This is a genomic window from Brevibacillus sp. IT-7CA2 (genome assembly GCF_949767855.1).
Classification (GTDB): domain Bacteria; phylum Bacillota; class Bacilli; order Brevibacillales; family Brevibacillaceae; genus Brevibacillus.
In genome coordinates, this window is sequence record NZ_CATKQT010000011.1 from 619,922 (window position 1) to 638,902 (window position 18,981).

Here is an 18,981-nt window from a genome sequence, read left to right on the forward strand (position 1 = left end):
TCTCCTAACCATTAAATTGAGAAAAAACATTTGACAAGAGTTCACCAGCATGGTACGATTAAAGTGTAAGATGCAATAATTATGACTACATATGCATAAACAGTCGTGATCTGATTATATCATCGTGTCTGTTTATGTGCAATAAAAAAGAACCTGGTAGACATATCCAGGTTCTTTTTTGATTTTTCCACTACCACCTGCTTTTACACGCTCGCTTTAAATGTTGTTTTTCGTTCGTTCGCAGCTCCATCACGCATCAAATAGATTTCTAACACCCCGTCCTGATACTGGGCCTTCATCCCTTTTGAACTAACGGAAACCGGTAAAGCCAGCTTGCGATAAAAGGGGCCATAGCTTCTTTCCCCTTGTGTACGGAGACCCTGGTGCTCACTTTCTTTGATGATCCCCTTGACCTCCAGCAACCGTTGGTCGGAGAGGGTAATCTCCAGACTATCGCGATCGAAGCCCGGCAGTTCACAGGAAACAATGACCATTTGCTCTGATTGGAAAATATCCGAGGCTGGGGAAAAATGCGAATCGTCTACCTGCATGAAACGCATCGGTTTTTCCTTCGTCTTTTTTTTCCCCTTTTTCACGGGTGGTACATTTGGCGCGGCGGCGGTGGCCGTCTTTTGTGCTGCTTGCTTATTGAGCGACGCGATATTCTCCCAAAAGTTCGTATCCAGCACCTGCCCCATCTGGCTCAATGCTTTCCACGGATGATCTGGGTCAAAGCCGAGCTTGGACAAACTTTCAGATGCTTTTTGTAACTGCTTCATGGTCTCTTGCAGGTTTTTCATCACTTCCGCACTCCCTCCCCAGCAAAGGCAAGACTGTCTTTGTACGATAGAATATGTGCTTTTGCCTGGGGAGTGTGCTCAAGATCATCCAGTTTGCCCTACATCAGCACTATCTGTAGCTGGTGTAGGCGGAGCCAAAATATCTGGTGGTGGCATATTACTATCCGTCGACTCAGGATTGGATTCGCCGCCATTTCCATCTGGTACAGTTGGCGGTGTTACAGGCTCCTGTGTTGATTCTGGCGCCGGATTTGGTGATGGTGTGGCTGGTTTTTGTGTTTTGGGCTGCTCTTTTGTACCTGTCGTGGGCTTGGGCTTCGGAGCTGGTGTTCTCTTCTCTGCTTTCATTTCGACCTTGGCTACTTCCGCTACAGCTGCATCACTGAGCTGTTCGCTCGCTCCAGCTGCCCCCACTTCTGTTTGCAAGGCAGTTCGAACAGCTTGCATGTTCTCCCTCGGCCACAAGGAATAAGGAGAGCTCCAGATCGCCCCATTATCCAAAGTAACCATGTTGCTTGACGAAAAGCTGGCAAAATCGAGTGCCAATCCTTTTATTTGGTTTTGTGAGAGATCGGTTTTGATATGTTGACCAACGGTATCCAATACGGCTGTCAAACTCGATATCCCATCCAGAGACATGCTCTTTTCTGCCACAGCTCGGATTACCTGCTGCTGTCTGCGATTGCGATCGAAGTCGCTCGAGTTGTAAGCGTCTCCACGTCTGTCGATGCGATGACGGACGAAGCCGAGTGCCTGCTCTCCGTTCAATACTTGTTTCCCTTTTTTCAAATTACGGTATACACCTTGCTTCGGCAATTCGTATACGAGATCGCGATCTACATCAACCGTAATCCCGCCCAGCTTGTCAATGACCGCTGTGAAGCCCTCAAAGTCAAGCTGCACGTAATGCTCAACCGATATTCCCAGCATGTGATTCAATGTTTTTTTGAGCATCGTCATGCCATTTTCTGTAACAGGTTTCCCTTTGATTTCCGCATCTTTCCTGATATTTTCCCCTAATGCAAATACTTCATTAACCTTGTGATAGCCTGGATATCCTGGAATTTGAACGCGGGTATCACGGGGCAACGATACCATGCTCAGCTTTTGCGTAACCGGATTGGCGACTGCGACGACCAGAACATCCGTGTTCAACATGCCGATGTTTTTGCGCGTATCCACCCCGACGATGACAAAGGCGATTGATTTCTTTTGTTCGTACGGCTTTTCTACTACAGGTTGATCCGGTAGCTTGTAAGGGTCTTGCGTTACGATGTCCAGTGTCTTGTTAAACTGGTTGAGGGCGAAGCCTGCTCCTACGGCCAACAAACAGAGGAATAAGCAACCCGCCAAGAGCAGATACATCCGCTTGCTTCGCTGGCCACGCTTGATTCGTTTACGCGGCTGTTTTGCAGGAGCTTGAGGCTTGTCATTCTTGGCTTGCACGTTCGGTTCACTCCTTTTTAAAATCACGGGGTCCATAGTGCTTTGGGCTTTTCTTTTTTCAATATATTCTGGAAAACTTTTGTCCTATTTTACCACAATCTTCCGTCAAAATGTAGAATCCTGCCGATTCAACTCGATCGGTTTTCCCTGAGAGTTCTTGCACTTGCGAATCGAAACAGGTAGTCTAAAACTGAGGAAAATCAGATAGATGAATAAGGGAATCGGAGGGACTTGAGAGTGGAACACATACAGGTGCTGATCGCAGGTGGCGGCATCGCAGGGTTGTCCGCAGCAATATGGTGCCAACGATTAGGTCTTTCTTGTCTTCTTATCGAAAAAACGGATAGACTCGGCGGCCAATTGCATCACATTTACAACGAGATTACCGACTTTCCGCCCCTTGTATATGACCAGGGAGCTGCCCTTGTAAAGGTACTGATCGCACATCCTTTCATCCAGCAGCCAAACATACGATTGAACGAAGCCATACTTTCCATTGATCGGGAAACGAAACAGGTAATCACTTCGAAATCCGTTTATCGTGTCGACAATCTACTCATCGCCACAGGAGTTGGCTGGAATGAAATACCGGCCTTAGCTGATTGTCCGAGCGTCCTGAATCCTTGGTTTTCTACAACTGCCCAAGCGCACACCATCTCCGGTCAAGATATCGCCGTTATTGGCGGAGGAGATCGTGCATTAGAGAGTGCAGCAAATTTGAGCTTCCATGCCCGACAAGTTTATCTGTTGGTTCGGAGCAGTGAGTGGCGTGCTCGTCCCGAATGGCAAAAGAAAATCACAGGCCTACCCAACATCCAAGTCCTGTGGGAAACACAAGTAACTGACTATCAGGACGAAGAGGCACGGACGGTTCTGACACTCACTTCTACGCGCGCAGGCAATCCAGAGACGATCGTAGTCGATTGGATTCTGCCACGAATTGGTGTTCATGGAAACACAACGGGTCTCGAAGGCTTGGACACGTTTGGTGATGACTATTTGCAAACGGATTCGTATCAACGAGTGAACTCTCCATGGATATACGCAGTCGGAGATGTGAGCAACGGAGCCGCTTATGCGAGTTTGGCACTGGCAGTTGGTCAAGCGATGAAGGCAGTCAAGCATATTTCCTTGCAAATTCAAAACAATAGATCAATGAGCCTGTAGAAGGAGCGCTTTGCATGTACGCTTTTTACGACGATTTCGGCTTACCTGTCAAGCTAACCTTTTCCCCCGAAGAGTATCGTAACCACCAAGCAGGTCACGTGCTGATCTTCGCTTTTTATCAGGGAAAGCTGTTATTTACTCGCCATCGTACACGCGGTGTGGAGCTACCAGGGGGAAAAGTAGAAGCGGGTGAAAACAGCCTGGCGGCAGCAGTTCGAGAGGTTTATGAAGAAACCGGCGCCATTCTGGAAGGGATTGAGCGCATCGGACAGTACACCATCGACGACTCGATGCGAAAAGACATTTATATCGCAAAGGTAGCACATTATACAAACCAGCCAAGCGGCTCAGATGTGCTTGCTACCATTGTGTTTGCGGATATCCCGCGAGATGTAAAAGGCAATCAAGAGTTTAGTCGCATTCTGCAAGATGATGTGTATCCGCTCGCACTCGAACGAGCTTTACGTCATCCCTTTGCGGAGTCCTAGCCATTATAAACAGGCTCGTCCCTGTCGCTCCCCGGTATTGTATTCGGTGAGAATGACCGACAGAGACAGCCTGTTTATTGTTTTTCCTTTTCCTTCTTTCCCGACAACACACGCTTGACGAGCTCATTTGGATCAAAGCCATACTTTTCGATGGCTCTCTCACGTTGTACCTCGTGTACCGTTTCTGGTTCAATTCCCAGTACCTCTGATATTTGCCGCCACCCATTTGTCTCGCTGTCTTTTGTCCCTTGTCCTTGCTGCTCGACCTGCTTGGGCTTCAAGAAAAAGATCGCAAGCACGGCGAAAACGAGCGATAAACCTGCGATTGATAGAAACATGACCGTCCGAGAAATCCCGAGCAACCAGGTAAAAATAGGTGGGCCAATCGCAACACCGATAAAACGGACACCGCTATACAAAGAAGTAATCATGCCCCGCTCTGTTTTTTGTACGGCCCCAACGATCATGGAGTTCAAGCACGGTAAAATCATTCCCGTCCCCGCGCTGCCGATGACCAAAATGCCAATCAGGACATAAGCTCCTTTGACAAAGCTGGCCAGAATGTAAGACGTAGCCAGCAAAAACATGCCGATAATCACAAACAGACGCATCAGCTTCAGCTTCTTTTTGATGATGATTCCTGTCACATATGCCGCGATACTCATCACAAGCAAGGGAATCGCCAAAAAGAAGCCTTTGATGACACCATCGATCTTGTATTTTTCCTCCAGTAAATCAGACAGGTAAAACAGTACACCAAACAACGTGAACAAGCAGATGCTCCCAATAAAAAACGCGGGGACAAGCCATTTTCCATGCTGTTTAAATACCTGCGCGATCGAATGCATGTACTGCTTGACGGGGAGCGGCTTCTTATCCTGTTTCTTTTCCTTGGTCAGAAATAAAAACATCAGGAGGACGACACCGCAAATAATTGGAAAAGCTAAAAAGACCATGTACCAAGAAATGAGAGCAAGCAAGGAGCCAAAAATCGGACTTAATACTTTTCCCATCCCGTTTGATGTCTCCAACAGCCCCAATGCCCTACTCTCCGAGGCACCATCGAACAGATCCCCTACCAATGCCATAGCAATGGGCGCTGTCCCGGCGGCCCCGATCCCCTGCAAGACTCGCCCTCCCATGATCGCCATATAGGGTTGATCTATCCACAACGCGGCAAGCCCTGCAAGCAAACCACCAAGACCGTACAAGGCAAGGGAGATGATAATGACAATTTTTCTCCCAAATCGATCTGACAAATAGCCGGCAAAAGGGATAACAATACCTGCTGCAATCGAAAAAGCAGTGATCAACAAGCTCGTCTGTAAGGCAGTGAGCTTCATTTCTGTTTTCATTGTAGGCAGTACAGGAATCAGCATCGAGTTGCCTAGCACCATAACTAATGGAACCCCGACAAGCCCAATCAGGTTTTTCGCATTTTGTGCCATACGAAACTCCTTGTCTTACGCATAAGCGCTACCATCCCAGCGCAACGCGTTAATAATCTCCCAGTCAGGTTCAACGCCTATTCCCACGCCAGTAGGAAGCGACACTTCGCCATTTATGGGTCGCAGCGGAAACAATTGTGAAAACGGGTTCTCCATGACATCCCATTCGACAGGCTCAATCGGATGGCTATCCATCTTGGTCCATGCCAGCAAGCACGCCTGTGCAAATAACGTATACAATCGTGCCAGTGATCCGTCAAAGGAATGTGGAGACACGCGATAGCCAAACTGACGGGCCATTTGTAGATGCGTTCGATAATCGTCAATGCCCCCCGTATGCATCAGGTCAGGCTGAGCAATATCGATGGCGCCCCCCTCATACAAGGGCAAAAACTGTGCGAAGCGAATCAAGTTTTCTCCACCAGCAAGCGGGATGGATAATGACGAACGAAGCTTGATATACTCGTTTGTACGATCCATGGGCATCGGCTCCTCCAGCCAAAGCCAATTGCCATAACGGGAAAAAAGCCCCTCCCACTTCCTTGCAGTCGCACTGTCGTAGCTCTGATTGGCATCTACCGCTACTTGAACTTGTTCGGGAAGCAAATTCATCAGTTTTTCGATGTGCGTCTGATCCTCTTGAACAGAGCGTCCACCAATCTTTACTTTCACCATCTTGAAGCCGTCGTCGACTTGCTGGCTGACTTGCTTCCATGACTGCTGCATCCAGTCTTCTGTTTCACGGTAGGATTGGAGGGAGGCATACACCGGGATACCAGGATGAACCTGGCCTCCCCACAGTTGGCAAACAGATAGCCCCGCCGCTTTCGCCAAAATTTCCGTAAGTGCCATACTGACACCTGAAGCCGATCGCTGATGCCACTTTCCTATGACATCGACAATGGCTACTCTGTTGTCCACCTGCTTACCCAGCAAGTACGGAATGATGCGCTCACAAAAGCCCTTATGGAGCGTCGGCAGCCAGTCGATAATTTCTCCCCAGCCATCTATTCCAGCCCTTGTGATAATCCGAATGAGATAACTGGTTCGATAACGCTTATACCCATTCGCATCGCCGTAAGCTTGCGATAGACGATAAAGTAGTGGATACGTTTCCACTCGCTCAATTTGCAGGTCAATGACCGCTATCTGCTCATGAGTAGTCATCCAATCCCTCTCGTTCTGCTTGCTCTCCTTCGTAATCGTCATAGGAGAGGAAGTTTCCTTTCCCTTCTCCTTTTCTCATGTACTCCTCATACGTCCCGCTTCTCATAAAATGCACACTGTCCGGTCCATGATAGCCTTCAATATCGGTATAACCGATTTCCTCTACGGCTTCTACAAAGCCATCCGGCTCATTGCTCTCGATATACATTTCGTCGTAATCCGTTTTGTCGGGTTCCTGGTACGAAAAAGGCGTGCTGGATGTCCCCCATGACTCGACAATTTGCCAAGCATCCTCACCGTCGAATCCGTTCTGGTCTTCTTTTTCATCCAGAGATGTACGACCGAACGGCGGCTGCAAAAACTGTTCCTCAATCGGACGCGACTCGTTGATTGACGGCGCTGGTGCATGCTCCTTGCACGTTTGTGCCTGAGGCAGTGCTTCCAGTCGCTCCACTGGTATTTGCTCTCCACAGACCGTACACAGCCCGTAGGTGCCTTCCTCCATACGCAGTAGCGCCTGATCAATCTCTTTTAATGTCTCACGATCGAGACTGTCTAGGGCCAAATCTTTTTCCCGTTCAAACATCTCACTGCCGATATCTGCCGGATGGTTATCGTACATGGCAAACTCCTGCAAAGAGGTTGTCATCGGTTCTCTCATGCCATAATGGTCCTGTACGCGGTCTTCCAGTTCTTTTTTCTGTTCCAGCAGCTTTTCCCGGAAGCTGGCCACCATCTTTTGGTCCACGCTGTACACCACCTTTGTTTGGTTTCCTCAACAGGTAGTATGTCTTGGTCCCGTAGGAAATATGACCAACAAAACAACCATATCCACCTTTATGAAAAGCATCATGATGTTTTTCACAGCAAAAAACCTGCCACCCCCAAAGGGAATGACAGGTTAATCAACCGATTTTTATTCTGTTACATGTGCGTAGTGTTGTTCTACGATATCTGCGCAACGTACGCAGAGCGACGCGTGAGCCTCGCGAGTGCCAACATCCGGTTTCACTACGCGGCAACGCTCGCATTTTCCACCGTCTGCGGCAGAGACCACAGCAGCAATTCCTTCGAGTTGTACCGCTTCTGCCGGAGCAGAACCGCTGTATACATCCACGTGAGCCACGATGAACAGGTCAGCCAGATCGTCCATTGCTGCCAATGTTTTCGCAACTTCTTCCGTTTGTGGGTACAGAGCCAGCTTCGCATCAACGGAGTTGCCGAACACCTTGTTGCGGCGCGCTTCTTCCATGGCTTTGAGAACCTCATCTCGGATCGCCAGGAACGCATCCCATTTGCTCTCTGCTTCTGCTGCAAAGCTGAGATGTTGTTCGTCGCCTTCTGGCATATCCGTCAACTGCACACTCTTCTCTTCTACGCCTGGAATGAACGCCCACACCTCATCGGCTGTATGCGGCAACAGTGGAGCAACCAGCTTCACCAGACTGATCAAGCAATCGTACATCACTGTCTGTGCAGTGCGTCGTTTCAAACTATCTGGCGCCTCTACATACAGGCGATCCTTGCAAATGTCCAGATAGAACGCGGACAAATCAATAACGCAGAAGTTGTGAACGGCATGGAAAACGGTATGGAACTGATATTCATCGTACGCTTTGCGTGTACGCTTCGATACTTTTGCCGCTTTCGCGAGAACATAACGATCCAGCTCTCCCAGCTCTTCGTACGCTACGCGGTCTGTTGCTGGATTAAATCCATCCAGGTTACCCAACAGGAAGCGGAACGTATTGCGGATTTTGCGGTACACTTCAGCGATCTGATTCAGAATCGCATCGGAAATGCGCACATCAGCCTGATAATCAACAGAAGCTACCCACAGACGCAAGATGTCTGCGCCCATCTTATCGATTACTTGTTGAGGCACGATGACGTTTCCGAGGGATTTGGACATTTTGCGTCCTTCTCCATCCAATGCAAAGCCGTGGCTCAGGACGGATTTGTAAGGAGCTGTGCCATACACAGCAACACCCGTCGAGAGAGAAGAGTTGAACCAGCCACGATACTGGTCAGAGCCTTCCAGATACATGTCGGCTGGCCAAGCAATGCCTCTTTCGCGCAAAACAGCCTGGTGGCTGGAACCGGAGTCGAACCAAACGTCCATAATATCCGTTTCTTTGCGGAATTCCTTGCAATCGCATTTGGTGCAAGAAAGCCCTTCTGGAACGAGCTCATTTGCTTCACGGGAGAACCATACTTTCGATCCTTCTTTGCGGAACAGATCAGCAACATGGTTGATCGTCGTGTCGTTAATGATCGGCTCGTTACACGCTTTGCAATAGAAGATTGGAATCGGTACACCCCATACACGCTGACGGGAAATGCACCAGTCGCCACGATCCGCAATCATGTTTGCCAGACGAGTTTCTCCCCAATGCGGAATCCATTTTACATTTTTAATCGCTTCGAGCATTTGCGCACGGAATCCGTCGATAGACGCGAACCATTGCTCTGTCGCGCGGTAGATAACCGGTTTTTTCGTACGCCAGTCATGTGGGTAGGAGTGCGTGAAGAAATTGAGCTTCAAAAGTGCTCCGTTTTCTTTCAGCTTTTCTGTAATCACTTTGTTGGCATCTTCGTAGAACAGACCTTCAAAGCCTGGTGCCTCATTGGTCATTTTACCTTCGTGATCTACCGGGCAAAGGACACCCAAATTGTATTTTTGACCAACGTTAAAGTCATCTTCCCCGTGGCCTGGAGCAGTATGAACGCAACCAGTACCTGCATCCAAGGTTACGTGCTCACCCAGGATGAGTGGAGACTTGCGATCGTAGAACGGATGCTGAGTTTCTACGCCTTCCAGATCTTGACCTTTAAAGGTCGCGAGAATCTCTACGCCTTCCCAGCCAATTTCTTTGCTCGCAGCTTCAATCAGACCGTTGGCTACCAGGAATTTGCGGCCATCTACCTTCACTACGTTGTACTCGAGTTCAGGGTGCAGGCTGATCGCAAGGTTTGCTGGCAATGTCCACGGAGTCGTTGTCCAGATAACAACGTCTGTTTCTGTGTCCAGCTTGCCTTTTCCATCTGCTACCTGGAAGCTGACATAAATAGAAGGAGAGCGCTTGTCTTTGTATTCGATTTCTGCGTCAGCCAAAGCAGTCTCAGAAGACGGAGACCAGTACACGCAGCGCAGACCTTTGTAAATATAACCCTTTTTCGCCATTTCGCCGAATACGCGAATTTGGTTGGCTTCATACTCAGGCAAGAGTGTCACATAAGGGTTTTCCCAATCTCCGCGAACGCCCAGACGCTTGAATTGGTCGCGTTGCTTGTCGATGTAGGACCAAGCATACTCTTCACAGCGCTGGCGGAAATCGTTCACTTCGATGCTGCGGCGATCCAGCCCTTGTGCATTGATAATCGCTTGCTCAATCGGCAAACCATGTGTATCCCAGCCTGGGATGTACGGCGCATAAAAGCCTGCCATGGATTTGTAGCGAACGATGAAGTCCTTGAGGATTTTGTTCAGTGCGTGACCGATATGGATGTCTCCATTTGCATACGGAGGGCCATCATGTAAGACAAAAGACGGGCGGTCTTTCGTACGATCTAACACTTGTTGATAAATATTTTGCTCTTCCCATGCCGCTTGCATCTGTGGCTCGCGGCTTGGTAAATTTCCGCGCATGGGGAAATCTGTTTTTGGTAGCGCTAAGGTTTTGCTGTAATCCATGGCCTGATTCACTCCTTAAATAAATAAAAGCTTTCACTCATCCCATAAAAGGGACGAGAGAAAGCTCCCGTGGTACCACCCTGATTGAACAAACCCGTACGACAAAAAAGCCAACATTGGATTCGTTCCACTTCACTCATTCGTAACGGGAATGACGCGCTCACTTACTCACCAATTTCACCATCAAGGTTTTTCTGGGCTTTCGGATATTGAACTCCCGGGTGATTTTCTGCGAAAGCAACTGGCCGGGTTTTCACCTTTTCCCGACTCTCTAGGCAGTGCTGGCTCACGTACTCTTCCCGTTCATCGTCTATGATTTGTATAAGTCTGTTCAACTACTATAAGTGCTTTATTTCGAAAAAGTTGTCTTTCATTATAATACCATCATTGCTCGAACGTCAATGATTTATTCAACTGTTACAGGCGAATCAACTTGTGGCTGTTCAATGCTATCCCAATCGCCATTCTCCAGCATTTCCAACTGCGCTTCCAAAAGCGTCCGAAAGCGCATGCGGTAAACCGAAGCACGTTTTTTTAATTCTTCGATTTCGATTGCGATTTTGCGCGACTTCGCCAATGCTTCATTGACGATTCGGTCTGCATTTTTCTCGGCTTCTTTTAAGATGAGCTGCGCTTCTTTGCGGGCATTCGACTTCACGTCCTCCGCTGTCTCCTGCGCCACCAGAATCGACTTGCTCAAATTTTCTTCCAAGCTCTTATAGTAATCTACGCGCTCATTCAAAATGGCTACGCGCTCTTCCTGTTCTTTTTTCTCTTTTATCAAGAGCTCAAAATCTTTGATCACCTGATCGAGAAATTCATTCACTTCGTCAATGTTATACCCACGAAAGCCTGTGCTGAATTCCTTATTGTGTATATCCAACGGCGTTAATGGCACATGAACCCCCCACTTTTCCCGATAATTCGTCTTCAATCATTTCGACAGAATTAGCTGTGTTTCCTGCCGTATTTTACAAATTTTTGAGCCTTGGTCCATCTTATGTAACCAGTCCGACAATCATGCGAAGTCTTCCACTGCGTGTTGGACCTGCTACCTCAAGAATTTTGAACCGACCATAGCCTGCAAGAGATACCATATCACCCATCTGGAGTTGATAAGATGGGTCTTCGATTACTTTCCAGTTGATTTTTACTTTTCCCGCTCGAATTGGCACCAATGCTTTTGCGCGAGACATATTGTGTACTTCTCCGATGATCGCGTCCATTCGCGGTGATGGCACGGTAATCGTTTTCTCTACAAACTTGGGTGCAGGCGGTGTAAACGCCTCCCATGCTACCCGCTCAAATTGAACAGATGTCCGATGAATTTGCGTCACCTGCGCACAAACAAAATCAGCGACTTCCTCTGCTACAATCGCGTAGCTGCCAGCAGAATCTGTCAGCATATCTCCGAATTTCTCCCGCTTCATCCCGACGCCCAGCATCGCCCCCATCACATCTCGATGCTCCAGCACATGAAAGCGCTGATCAGCCTTGATTGCCAATAAGGTGAGGCGATAATCCTCAGGCTCAACAGGGAGGTACTCCGGATGGATGATAATCCGAACACGCTCGGCACCCTCGTAGCCTCCATAGGGAGAAACCTTCACATCTCTTACTTGTGAAGATAGACTCTCAAAAATCATCAATTGCCTCGGGTCTATAAAATCAGTAAGGCGCATGGCCTGCGTCCGCTCTACTTGCGTCAGCATTTCCAGCGCCCGTTCAACAAAGGGACGTTCTTCTTTTGAAAAATGGTCAAATATGCTCATCGTATCACTCGCCTAGAACATGATTTGTTGCAAAATGGCGAACAGGCCAGATTGGGCAAAGCGCAGTGCAATCAATGCGACAATGGGGGAGATATCGATGAAGCCGAGCGATGGGATAAACCGGCGAAATGGAGCCAAATAAGGCTCAACCAGTTTTTCCAGTAACTGTCCGATGCCTGTACCTCTCATTTGAGGAACCCATGACATCAAAATGTAAGCAATAATCATGTATTGATATACCGTAAAAGCAAAATTTAAAACCGAAAAGACAGCAATCATTTGCTCACCCTTTTAATTTCGTCTTAATTGGCTACTCTTCCAACACACTGGAGATCGTACCCTGAATATCTACATGGTCAGGCGTGCACACGAAGATCGTGTCTCCGACCTTTTGGATATCGCCGTTCAGTGCGTAGACCGTCCCGCTCAAAAAGTCGATAATTCTTTTAGCTTGGTCTTTTTCCACACGATGGAGGTTGACCACAACCGGTCTACGATGACGCAGGTTGTCTGCGATATCCTGTGCATCGCTGTAATGACGGGGTTCACAGAGAATCAAACGGATTCCCTCCTTTTCCCGTGCTTGAAACGGTACCACGTTGTTAGCTCGACCGATCGCTGGCTGGCGTTTGTGCGAGGACTCTTGCTCTTCTCTTTCCTCTTCCACCGTTGTTGTCTCTTCGATGTATTCCTCGTTTTCTAACCCCAGAAACCCCATCAATTTATTCATAACACCCATACTCTTCCTCCTCTCTTACTCCGTGGTTTGGTCTGTTTTCCTTTACTCCGGCTTGACCAATACCGATCCCAAACGAATATATGTAGCTCCCTCTTCAATGGCCACTTCAAAATCACTAGACATGCCCATGGACAGCTCTTTCACCTGTGCGTGTGGGAGTGCCATTTCGTTAATCCGTTGCTTCCACTCATAGAGGCCACGGAACACCTTCCTGGCTTCCTCTTGGTTTTCGACAACAGGCGCCATCGTCATTAATCCGACGATACTTATATGTTTCATATTACTGGTTTCGCGCAAAAAAGCCAATACGTCATTGGGACTAAGCCCAAATTTTGTCTCTTCGCCGGATATATTGACCTGCAAAAAGCATTTTACGACATGATCCAACGCTTCACCGCGTCGATTTAGCTCTTGTGCCAAAGAAAGTCGGTCCAGAGAATGGATGTACGGGAATCGTCCTACAACTTCTTTTGCCTTGTTCGTCTGGAGGTGCCCGATAAAATGCCAGATCCCTTTATCGCCGTGTAGCTGGTGCTTGGGCAGGGCATCCTGCACGCGATTTTCGCCGATATTCTCTACGCCTACCGCGAGCAAGTCCCCAATGGCATCTGCGTCGACATACTTGGTCACGGCAATAATTTTTACTTCCTCACGTTTGCGGTTCGCCCGATCGCAAGCAGCCTGAATTCTTGCTTCGATGGATTGCAGTCGTTCTTTTAACAGTTCTTGTTCCTTGGTCATAACGAACCCTTCCCTTTCTTCTACAGGTTTTCCTTCCAGCCGATATAGGAAGCCATGCGTCCAGTAGTCCCTTGTATCCCGGCTTCCTTGCGATGAGAGAAAAACAAGTCTGTTCTGCAGCTTGTACACCAATCCGTGGATAAAATATTGCCTGAAGAAATTCCTGCTTCGAGCAAAATCTCTGTGTTTAGCTGACGAAGGTCCAGCATGTACCGCTCCTCTGTGGAGGAGATGACTGCTTTTTCCCATTCGGCTGCACAAGTGCGTACCTGCGTCATGATTCGCTCATCGACTTCATAGCAACAGCCGCCAATGAATGGGCCAATTGCGACGCGAATGTCCTCTGGCTTTGCCTGATAGTGCTTCGTCATGGCATTCACCATTTCCTCGGCAATACGGCCTACTGTCCCCTTCCAGCCTGCGTGAGCTAGTCCAATTGCTCCCGAATGGGGATCCAGAAAATAGAGGGGAACACAATCTGCGTAAAACGAGGTCAGCATGACTCCTTTTTCAAGGGTAAACAAACCATCCGTTGCAGATATGACATCCTCTAGACTTTCTTTTCCCGCACCGCCTGCTGTGACCTGACATACCCGATTTCCGTGCACTTGATCGGCGCATGTCCACGCCGTAAAAGACATCCCGACTTGTTCTGCCAGCTTGCGTCTATTGGCTACTACGTTTGCAGATTCATCACCCACATGCAGCCCCATATTAAAAGACCCGTACGGTTGTTCACTTTCCCCGCCTGAGCGAATAGTAAACCCCGCCACTAATCCAGGAAATTGTTGCTCCCACACTGTTAACGATAAGATTGACTTATCCTCTACCCTGACAAAAGGTTCTCTCATGTTGTCACCTTCCTCATATGGCTAATCATACCATAGCCGAAAAGAAAAGAAAGGCTATCCGTGCCTTTCTCCCTTTACGCGTTAGTATTCTTCTCCACCAGAAGTTTTTACTTCAACTTTAAGTGCTTCTTCCATCCGAACAAGCACCACATCTTTCCCGATCTTCACAATATTGCGCCAGGGTATGACATAATCATTCCCGGCAGAAAAGAAGCCGAGAAACTTGCCTGGTCCCGGTACGACGATAGCCTCTACACGACCGTGACGCAGATCGATCTCCAAATCTGAAACTTGCCCAAGCCGCTTCCCATCGAGAATATTTACCACTTCTTTGGTCTGGAAGTCAGAGATTTTTACCATTCTTCCTCACCTTCTTTTCTCCGTTACTTTCAGTATATGAGTCCAATGAGGAATATGTCCGCTTCTTTGGCAAAAAGTAAGGCGATTGAAAACTAACTTTTCCGCTCGTACAAAAAACCCGAACGGTACAAGACCGCCGGGTCGCCTATTTGGTTTCTCCTTACGATTGAACGTGCTTTTGCATATGGGCAATTGCCGCTTTTTCTAATCGGGATACCTGAGCCTGTGAGATACCGATTTCCTCTGCTACTTCCATCTGCGTTTTTCCTTCGTAAAAGCGCATGGATAATATCATTTTTTCTCGGTCACCTAGTCGCTGCATTCCCTCACGAAGCGCAATTTCCTCTACCCACGTGACATCTTTGTTCTTCTCGTCACTAATCTGATCCATGACGTAAATCGGATCGCCACCATCCTGATAAATCGGTTCAAACAATGAAACCGGATCCTGGATCGCATCGAGTGCAAACACGACGTCTTCTTTGGCTACGTTCAATTCCTGAGAAATCTCGATAATGGTAGGCTCACGCGAATGTTTGTTGGTCAGATTGTCACGCACTTGCAAGGCCTTGTACGCGATGTCTCGCAAAGAGCGGGAAACGCGAATCGGATTGTTGTCCCGTAAATAGCGTCGAATTTCTCCGATGATCATCGGTACGGCATACGTGGAAAACTTCACGTTTTGTCCGAGATCAAAGTTGTCGATCGCTTTCATCAATCCGATGCAGCCCACTTGAAACAAGTCATCCACGAACTCTCCGCGATTGTTGAACCGTTGGATTACGCTAAGCACCAGTCGCAAGTTGCCGTTGACCAGTTTCTCGCGGGCAGCCAGCTCCCCACTTTGCAGGCGCTCAAACAATTCCCGCATCTCTTTGTTTGTCAACACCGGAAGCTTGGAGGTATCTACCCCGCATATCTCTACCTTATTGCGCGTCACGTCTTTCCCTCCTCGAAGCAAGAAAAAAGTCCCTAACCCGGTTGTCTTGAAAGGCCGCGTAACTGACGCGTAGCCGACCAAGAAGGTGGCAAAAACCACCATCTGTTTCGGTTTAGGAACAGTATCCCCCCAAGCTGGGAAAATATGCGTTAGACCATCTTGTTGAATTCTTTTCGTAACCGTTTTATAATTCGCTTTTCCAAACGCGAAATATACGACTGTGAGATACCCAACAAATCCGCTACATCCTTCTGTGTCTTTTCCTCTTCTCCCGCTAAGCCGAAGCGCAGCTCCATGATAATTCTCTCGCGGTCAGACAGCTTATCCAGTGCTTTTTTCAGAAGCTTTCGATCCACTTGATCCTCAATGTTTTTATAGATCGTGTCATTCTCCGTACCCAAAACATCTGAGAGCAACAGCTCATTACCATCCCAATCAATGTTAAGTGGTTCATCAAAAGATACCTCTGAACGAATTTTATTATTGCGGCGAAGATACATGAGGATTTCGTTTTCGATACAACGAGATGCATACGTTGCCAGCTTGATGTTCTTGTCTGGATCAAAGGTGTTCACTGCCTTAATCAAGCCAATGGTGCCAATGCTGACCAAGTCCTCGATATTAATTCCCGTATTCTCAAACTTGCGGGCGATGTATACGACCAGACGAAGATTGCGTTCAATTAGCATACCGCGGACAGCCGGATCACCAGAAGGCAGTCGTCCGAGCAACAGCTCCTCTTCTTCCCTGGTCAACGGTGGAGGCAATGCTTCACTCCCGCCAATATAATAGACTTCTTCGGCGCGTACACCAAGCCAGAGCAAGATTCGGTACCAGGTCAATTGGAGTTGTAGGCGAAGTTTTACATACATGATTAGCCCTCCTGTTTGAGAATAAAGGTTGATTCTTCTCTTATTTCCTGATCAATTGATGACTTTTTGAACATCCGCTTCATAAGCTTCCATCATGGCTGGGTGCACGATGGCCTGATACTTGCCGTCAGCGGCCAATGGGATCGGGTTAAGCCCGATTAACACCCGTTCTGTTTCAAAACGAATCCCGTCTTGCACGACCATGACATGGTCTGGTTTGATTGCGAGCAAAAAATCCATACCTCTTGACACGCTGCGATACGGGATCAAGCGTACCCGAGACTGCCATTCCAGCGGCAGATGGTCCCAAGATCCGTCTAGCTTCTCCCACACTCCACCGTTTTCATCGGCTTGTCGGAGAAGCGACGGCGGAAGCAAATGTGCGAACATGCGATTCTCCATAATCATGACGGGTATGCGTGTAATCGGCTCATGGAGCTGGTTTCCTGTATCCACAAGTCCACGGCAAATGACTTTTTCCCCTGCCAACGTAACGACGACATCGACGAGAAAGGTTTCGATTCTTCGCGGCTCCTGGATTGCGCGGTAGCTCTTTTTCCCGAGGAAAAAGATCAGGATAAAACCGATCAGGACAATCCCAAAGGTTGGCTTGAACCCAACACCAAACCCATCATTATGTGTGACAACCAGTCCATTCACAATTTCACTCTGCGGTGCCATAAAATACTGTAGACCAAGCACTCCCCCTCCGAACACAAATGCGACAAAGTAAAAAATGATCAAGTTTTGCGCAAAGGACAACAACCTCCTGTTCCCAAAAGCAATCCACAGCATGATGACAGAAAAGAGCAGTTTGACCCACCATTGATACATCGGAGAAAACACAGGAAAAAAGAAAAAGACCAGATACACGGAGCCAAACAGGGAGGCAAGTATCATTCTCCACCACACCATGCGCTCTTTACGAAAATAAGCAGTAAACCAGAGTAACAAGGTATCAATAGCCACATTCAGGAGTAGAATGATATCAAGATACACAACCACGTGCTTTCCCCCTCATCTTTTGACCGACTTGGCAGCAAGCATGTGTCCTAGCAAAAATGGTAAATAGTAGGACGACTTCTATCAGTAAAAGCAGTATATATCAATGTGTATGTAAAGTCTGTCAATTCTTGACGGTGTTTTTTTGGTTTTTTTGTCTAACATTTTTCATCCAATCAAAGAAAAAAAGCCTTGTCCCCACTGACGGGAACAAGGCTTTTGACAGTCATTTATTGCTTTAGTTTTTGTTGCGGCGGCGATTGCGCAGGAATGCTGGAATATCCAGATTATCCAGGTTGCCCATGGAGAAGAAAGACTTGTCTTCCTCTTCTTCCTTCGCACGGCTGTTATTCGTATTGGAAACTGGTGTCGGACGATTGCCAGGCGTGTTGATCGGCTGTTGTTGACGGCGAGGAGCTTCCACCGCGCGTTGACTATGCTCGAAGCCTGTAGCAATTACGGTCACTACCAATTCATTTTTCAGATCCTCGTTAATCACCGCACCGAAAATCATGTTAACATCTGGGTCAGATGCAGAAGATACGATGTCGGCTGCTTCGTTTACCTCGTACAAGCTCAGGTTGGTACCGCCAGTGATGTTCATGAGAACACCGCGTGCACCATCAATCGCAGTCTCGAGCAGTGGGCTGGAAATAGCCCGACGTGCAGCTTCAGCCGCACGATTTTCGCCACTGCTTACACCGATACCCATGAGAGCAGAACCGCGCTCAGTCATGATCGTCTTCACGTCAGCGAAGTCCAAGTTGATCAGTCCAGGTACCGCAATCAGATCGGAAATACCTTGAACCCCTTGTCGCAGTACGTTGTCAACTTCGCGGAACGCTTCGAGCATTGGCGTATTTTTATCAACGATTTCCAAAAGACGGTCGTTAGGAATCACGATCAGTGTGTCTACTTTTTCTTTCAGAGCAGCGATACCGATCTCACCGTGCTGGGAACGTCTGCGACCCTCGAAGGAGAACGGACGAGTTACTACACCAACTGTAAGAGCACCCATTTCTTTGGCGATCTCTGCAACAACAGGTGCTGCACCTGTACCCGTACCCCCACCCATACCGGCAGTTACGAATACCATGTCAGCTCCACGCAAAGCGTTCTCAATCAAATCACGGCTTTCTTCCGCCGCTTTTTTACCGATCTCAGGATTCGCACCTGCTCCCAGTCCACGTGTCAGCTTTTCCCCAATTTGCAGCTTGATATCTGCACTGGAGAGCTGAAGTGCTTGCGCGTCGGTGTTCAAGGTGATGAATTCTACACCCTTTACTCCACCGGCGATCATGCGGTTTACTGCGTTGCTACCTCCGCCCCCGCAACCAATAACTTTAATTCGTGCAAAGGATTCCAAGTCCATATCAAATTCCAGCATATTGCTAGTCCTCCCCAACTTCAACATAAGAAAACTTCGTGGCTACAGAAGCCTGTCAACTAAACACAATGGAACGAATCGATCCTCATCTTCGTCATTGTAGTTAA

The 18,981-nt window shown here is 48.1% G+C and carries 19 protein-coding genes and 1 other annotated feature; of the genes, 2 read left to right on the plus strand and 17 right to left on the minus strand.

What is annotated here, in order from left to right:
- Positions 1 to 203: 203 nt before the first annotated feature.
- Positions 204 to 800 (minus strand): Hsp20/alpha crystallin family protein, encoded by a 597-nt coding sequence (locus ACM6JA_RS09500; protein ID WP_414852088.1) that lies wholly within the window; start codon positions 798 to 800, stop codon positions 204 to 206.
- Between the two features lie 84 nt (positions 801 to 884).
- Complete coding sequence (locus tag ACM6JA_RS09505) at positions 885 to 2,246, minus strand: LCP family protein (RefSeq protein WP_414852089.1); 1,362 nt, start codon at positions 2,244 to 2,246, stop codon at positions 885 to 887.
- A 237-nt stretch (positions 2,247 to 2,483) separates the two neighbouring features.
- Between ACM6JA_RS09505 and ACM6JA_RS09510 the strand changes: the two genes are divergently transcribed.
- On the plus strand, positions 2,484 to 3,413 hold the full coding sequence (locus ACM6JA_RS09510; protein ID WP_414852090.1) for an NAD(P)/FAD-dependent oxidoreductase: 930 nt from the start codon (positions 2,484 to 2,486) through the stop codon (positions 3,411 to 3,413).
- A 14-nt stretch (positions 3,414 to 3,427) separates the two neighbouring features.
- The gene (locus tag ACM6JA_RS09515) at positions 3,428 to 3,901 is read left to right on the plus strand and encodes an NUDIX domain-containing protein (protein WP_414852091.1); all 474 of its coding nucleotides are present in this window, start codon (positions 3,428 to 3,430) and stop codon (positions 3,899 to 3,901) included.
- Positions 3,902 to 3,975: 74 nt separating this feature from the next.
- Here ACM6JA_RS09515 and ACM6JA_RS09520 read toward each other — a convergent pair whose 3' ends face one another.
- From ACM6JA_RS09520 to ftsZ, 15 genes are all read right to left on the minus strand, one after another.
- The gene (locus tag ACM6JA_RS09520) at positions 3,976 to 5,349 is read right to left on the minus strand and encodes an MFS transporter (protein ID WP_414852092.1); all 1,374 of its coding nucleotides are present in this window, start codon (positions 5,347 to 5,349) and stop codon (positions 3,976 to 3,978) included.
- 15 nt (positions 5,350 to 5,364) lie between these two features.
- Positions 5,365 to 6,483, minus strand: a complete 1,119-nt coding sequence (locus tag ACM6JA_RS09525) for a mandelate racemase/muconate lactonizing enzyme family protein (protein ID WP_414852242.1) — start codon at positions 6,481 to 6,483, stop codon at positions 5,365 to 5,367.
- Positions 6,484 to 6,502: 19 nt separating this feature from the next.
- The gene (locus tag ACM6JA_RS09530) at positions 6,503 to 7,276 is read right to left on the minus strand and encodes a TraR/DksA C4-type zinc finger protein (RefSeq protein WP_414852093.1); all 774 of its coding nucleotides are present in this window, start codon (positions 7,274 to 7,276) and stop codon (positions 6,503 to 6,505) included.
- 156 nt (positions 7,277 to 7,432) lie between these two features.
- Positions 7,433 to 10,210 (minus strand): isoleucine--tRNA ligase, encoded by a 2,778-nt coding sequence (gene ileS, locus ACM6JA_RS09535; RefSeq protein ID WP_414852094.1) that lies wholly within the window; start codon positions 10,208 to 10,210, stop codon positions 7,433 to 7,435.
- A 46-nt stretch (positions 10,211 to 10,256) separates the two neighbouring features.
- Positions 10,257 to 10,526 (minus strand) — a binding site (T-box leader).
- 90 nt (positions 10,527 to 10,616) lie between these two features.
- Positions 10,617 to 11,108 (minus strand): DivIVA domain-containing protein, encoded by a 492-nt coding sequence (locus ACM6JA_RS09540; RefSeq protein WP_007717747.1) that lies wholly within the window; start codon positions 11,106 to 11,108, stop codon positions 10,617 to 10,619.
- Between the two features lie 100 nt (positions 11,109 to 11,208).
- Complete coding sequence (locus tag ACM6JA_RS09545) at positions 11,209 to 11,982, minus strand: RNA-binding protein (RefSeq protein ID WP_414852095.1); 774 nt, start codon at positions 11,980 to 11,982, stop codon at positions 11,209 to 11,211.
- A 12-nt stretch (positions 11,983 to 11,994) separates the two neighbouring features.
- Positions 11,995 to 12,261, minus strand: coding sequence for a YggT family protein (locus ACM6JA_RS09550; protein ID WP_007717740.1), 267 nt, complete (start codon positions 12,259 to 12,261; stop codon positions 11,995 to 11,997).
- Between the two features lie 31 nt (positions 12,262 to 12,292).
- The gene (locus ACM6JA_RS09555; RefSeq protein ID WP_007717736.1) at positions 12,293 to 12,721 is read right to left on the minus strand and encodes a cell division protein SepF; all 429 of its coding nucleotides are present in this window, start codon (positions 12,719 to 12,721) and stop codon (positions 12,293 to 12,295) included.
- A gap of 42 nt (positions 12,722 to 12,763) precedes the next feature.
- On the minus strand, positions 12,764 to 13,462 hold the full coding sequence (locus ACM6JA_RS09560; RefSeq protein ID WP_414852096.1) for a YggS family pyridoxal phosphate-dependent enzyme: 699 nt from the start codon (positions 13,460 to 13,462) through the stop codon (positions 12,764 to 12,766).
- A 20-nt stretch (positions 13,463 to 13,482) separates the two neighbouring features.
- The gene (pgeF, locus tag ACM6JA_RS09565; protein ID WP_414852097.1) at positions 13,483 to 14,313 is read right to left on the minus strand and encodes a peptidoglycan editing factor PgeF; all 831 of its coding nucleotides are present in this window, start codon (positions 14,311 to 14,313) and stop codon (positions 13,483 to 13,485) included.
- 81 nt (positions 14,314 to 14,394) lie between these two features.
- Positions 14,395 to 14,673: a YlmC/YmxH family sporulation protein gene (locus tag ACM6JA_RS09570; protein WP_007717731.1), complete on the minus strand. Its 279-nt coding sequence runs from the start codon at positions 14,671 to 14,673 to the stop codon at positions 14,395 to 14,397.
- A 160-nt stretch (positions 14,674 to 14,833) separates the two neighbouring features.
- Positions 14,834 to 15,613, minus strand: coding sequence for an RNA polymerase sporulation sigma factor SigG (sigG, locus tag ACM6JA_RS09575; RefSeq protein WP_007717728.1), 780 nt, complete (start codon positions 15,611 to 15,613; stop codon positions 14,834 to 14,836).
- Positions 15,614 to 15,762: 149 nt separating this feature from the next.
- On the minus strand, positions 15,763 to 16,485 hold the full coding sequence (gene sigE, locus ACM6JA_RS09580; protein ID WP_007717727.1) for an RNA polymerase sporulation sigma factor SigE: 723 nt from the start codon (positions 16,483 to 16,485) through the stop codon (positions 15,763 to 15,765).
- 51 nt (positions 16,486 to 16,536) lie between these two features.
- Entirely contained in the window at positions 16,537 to 17,490 is a 954-nt protein-coding gene (gene spoIIGA / locus ACM6JA_RS09585) for a sigma-E processing peptidase SpoIIGA (RefSeq protein WP_414852098.1), read from the minus strand.
- Between the two features lie 235 nt (positions 17,491 to 17,725).
- Positions 17,726 to 18,874, minus strand: a complete 1,149-nt coding sequence (gene ftsZ, locus ACM6JA_RS09590; RefSeq protein ID WP_087348016.1) for a cell division protein FtsZ — start codon at positions 18,872 to 18,874, stop codon at positions 17,726 to 17,728.
- Between the last annotated feature and the right edge of the window lie 107 nt (positions 18,875 to 18,981).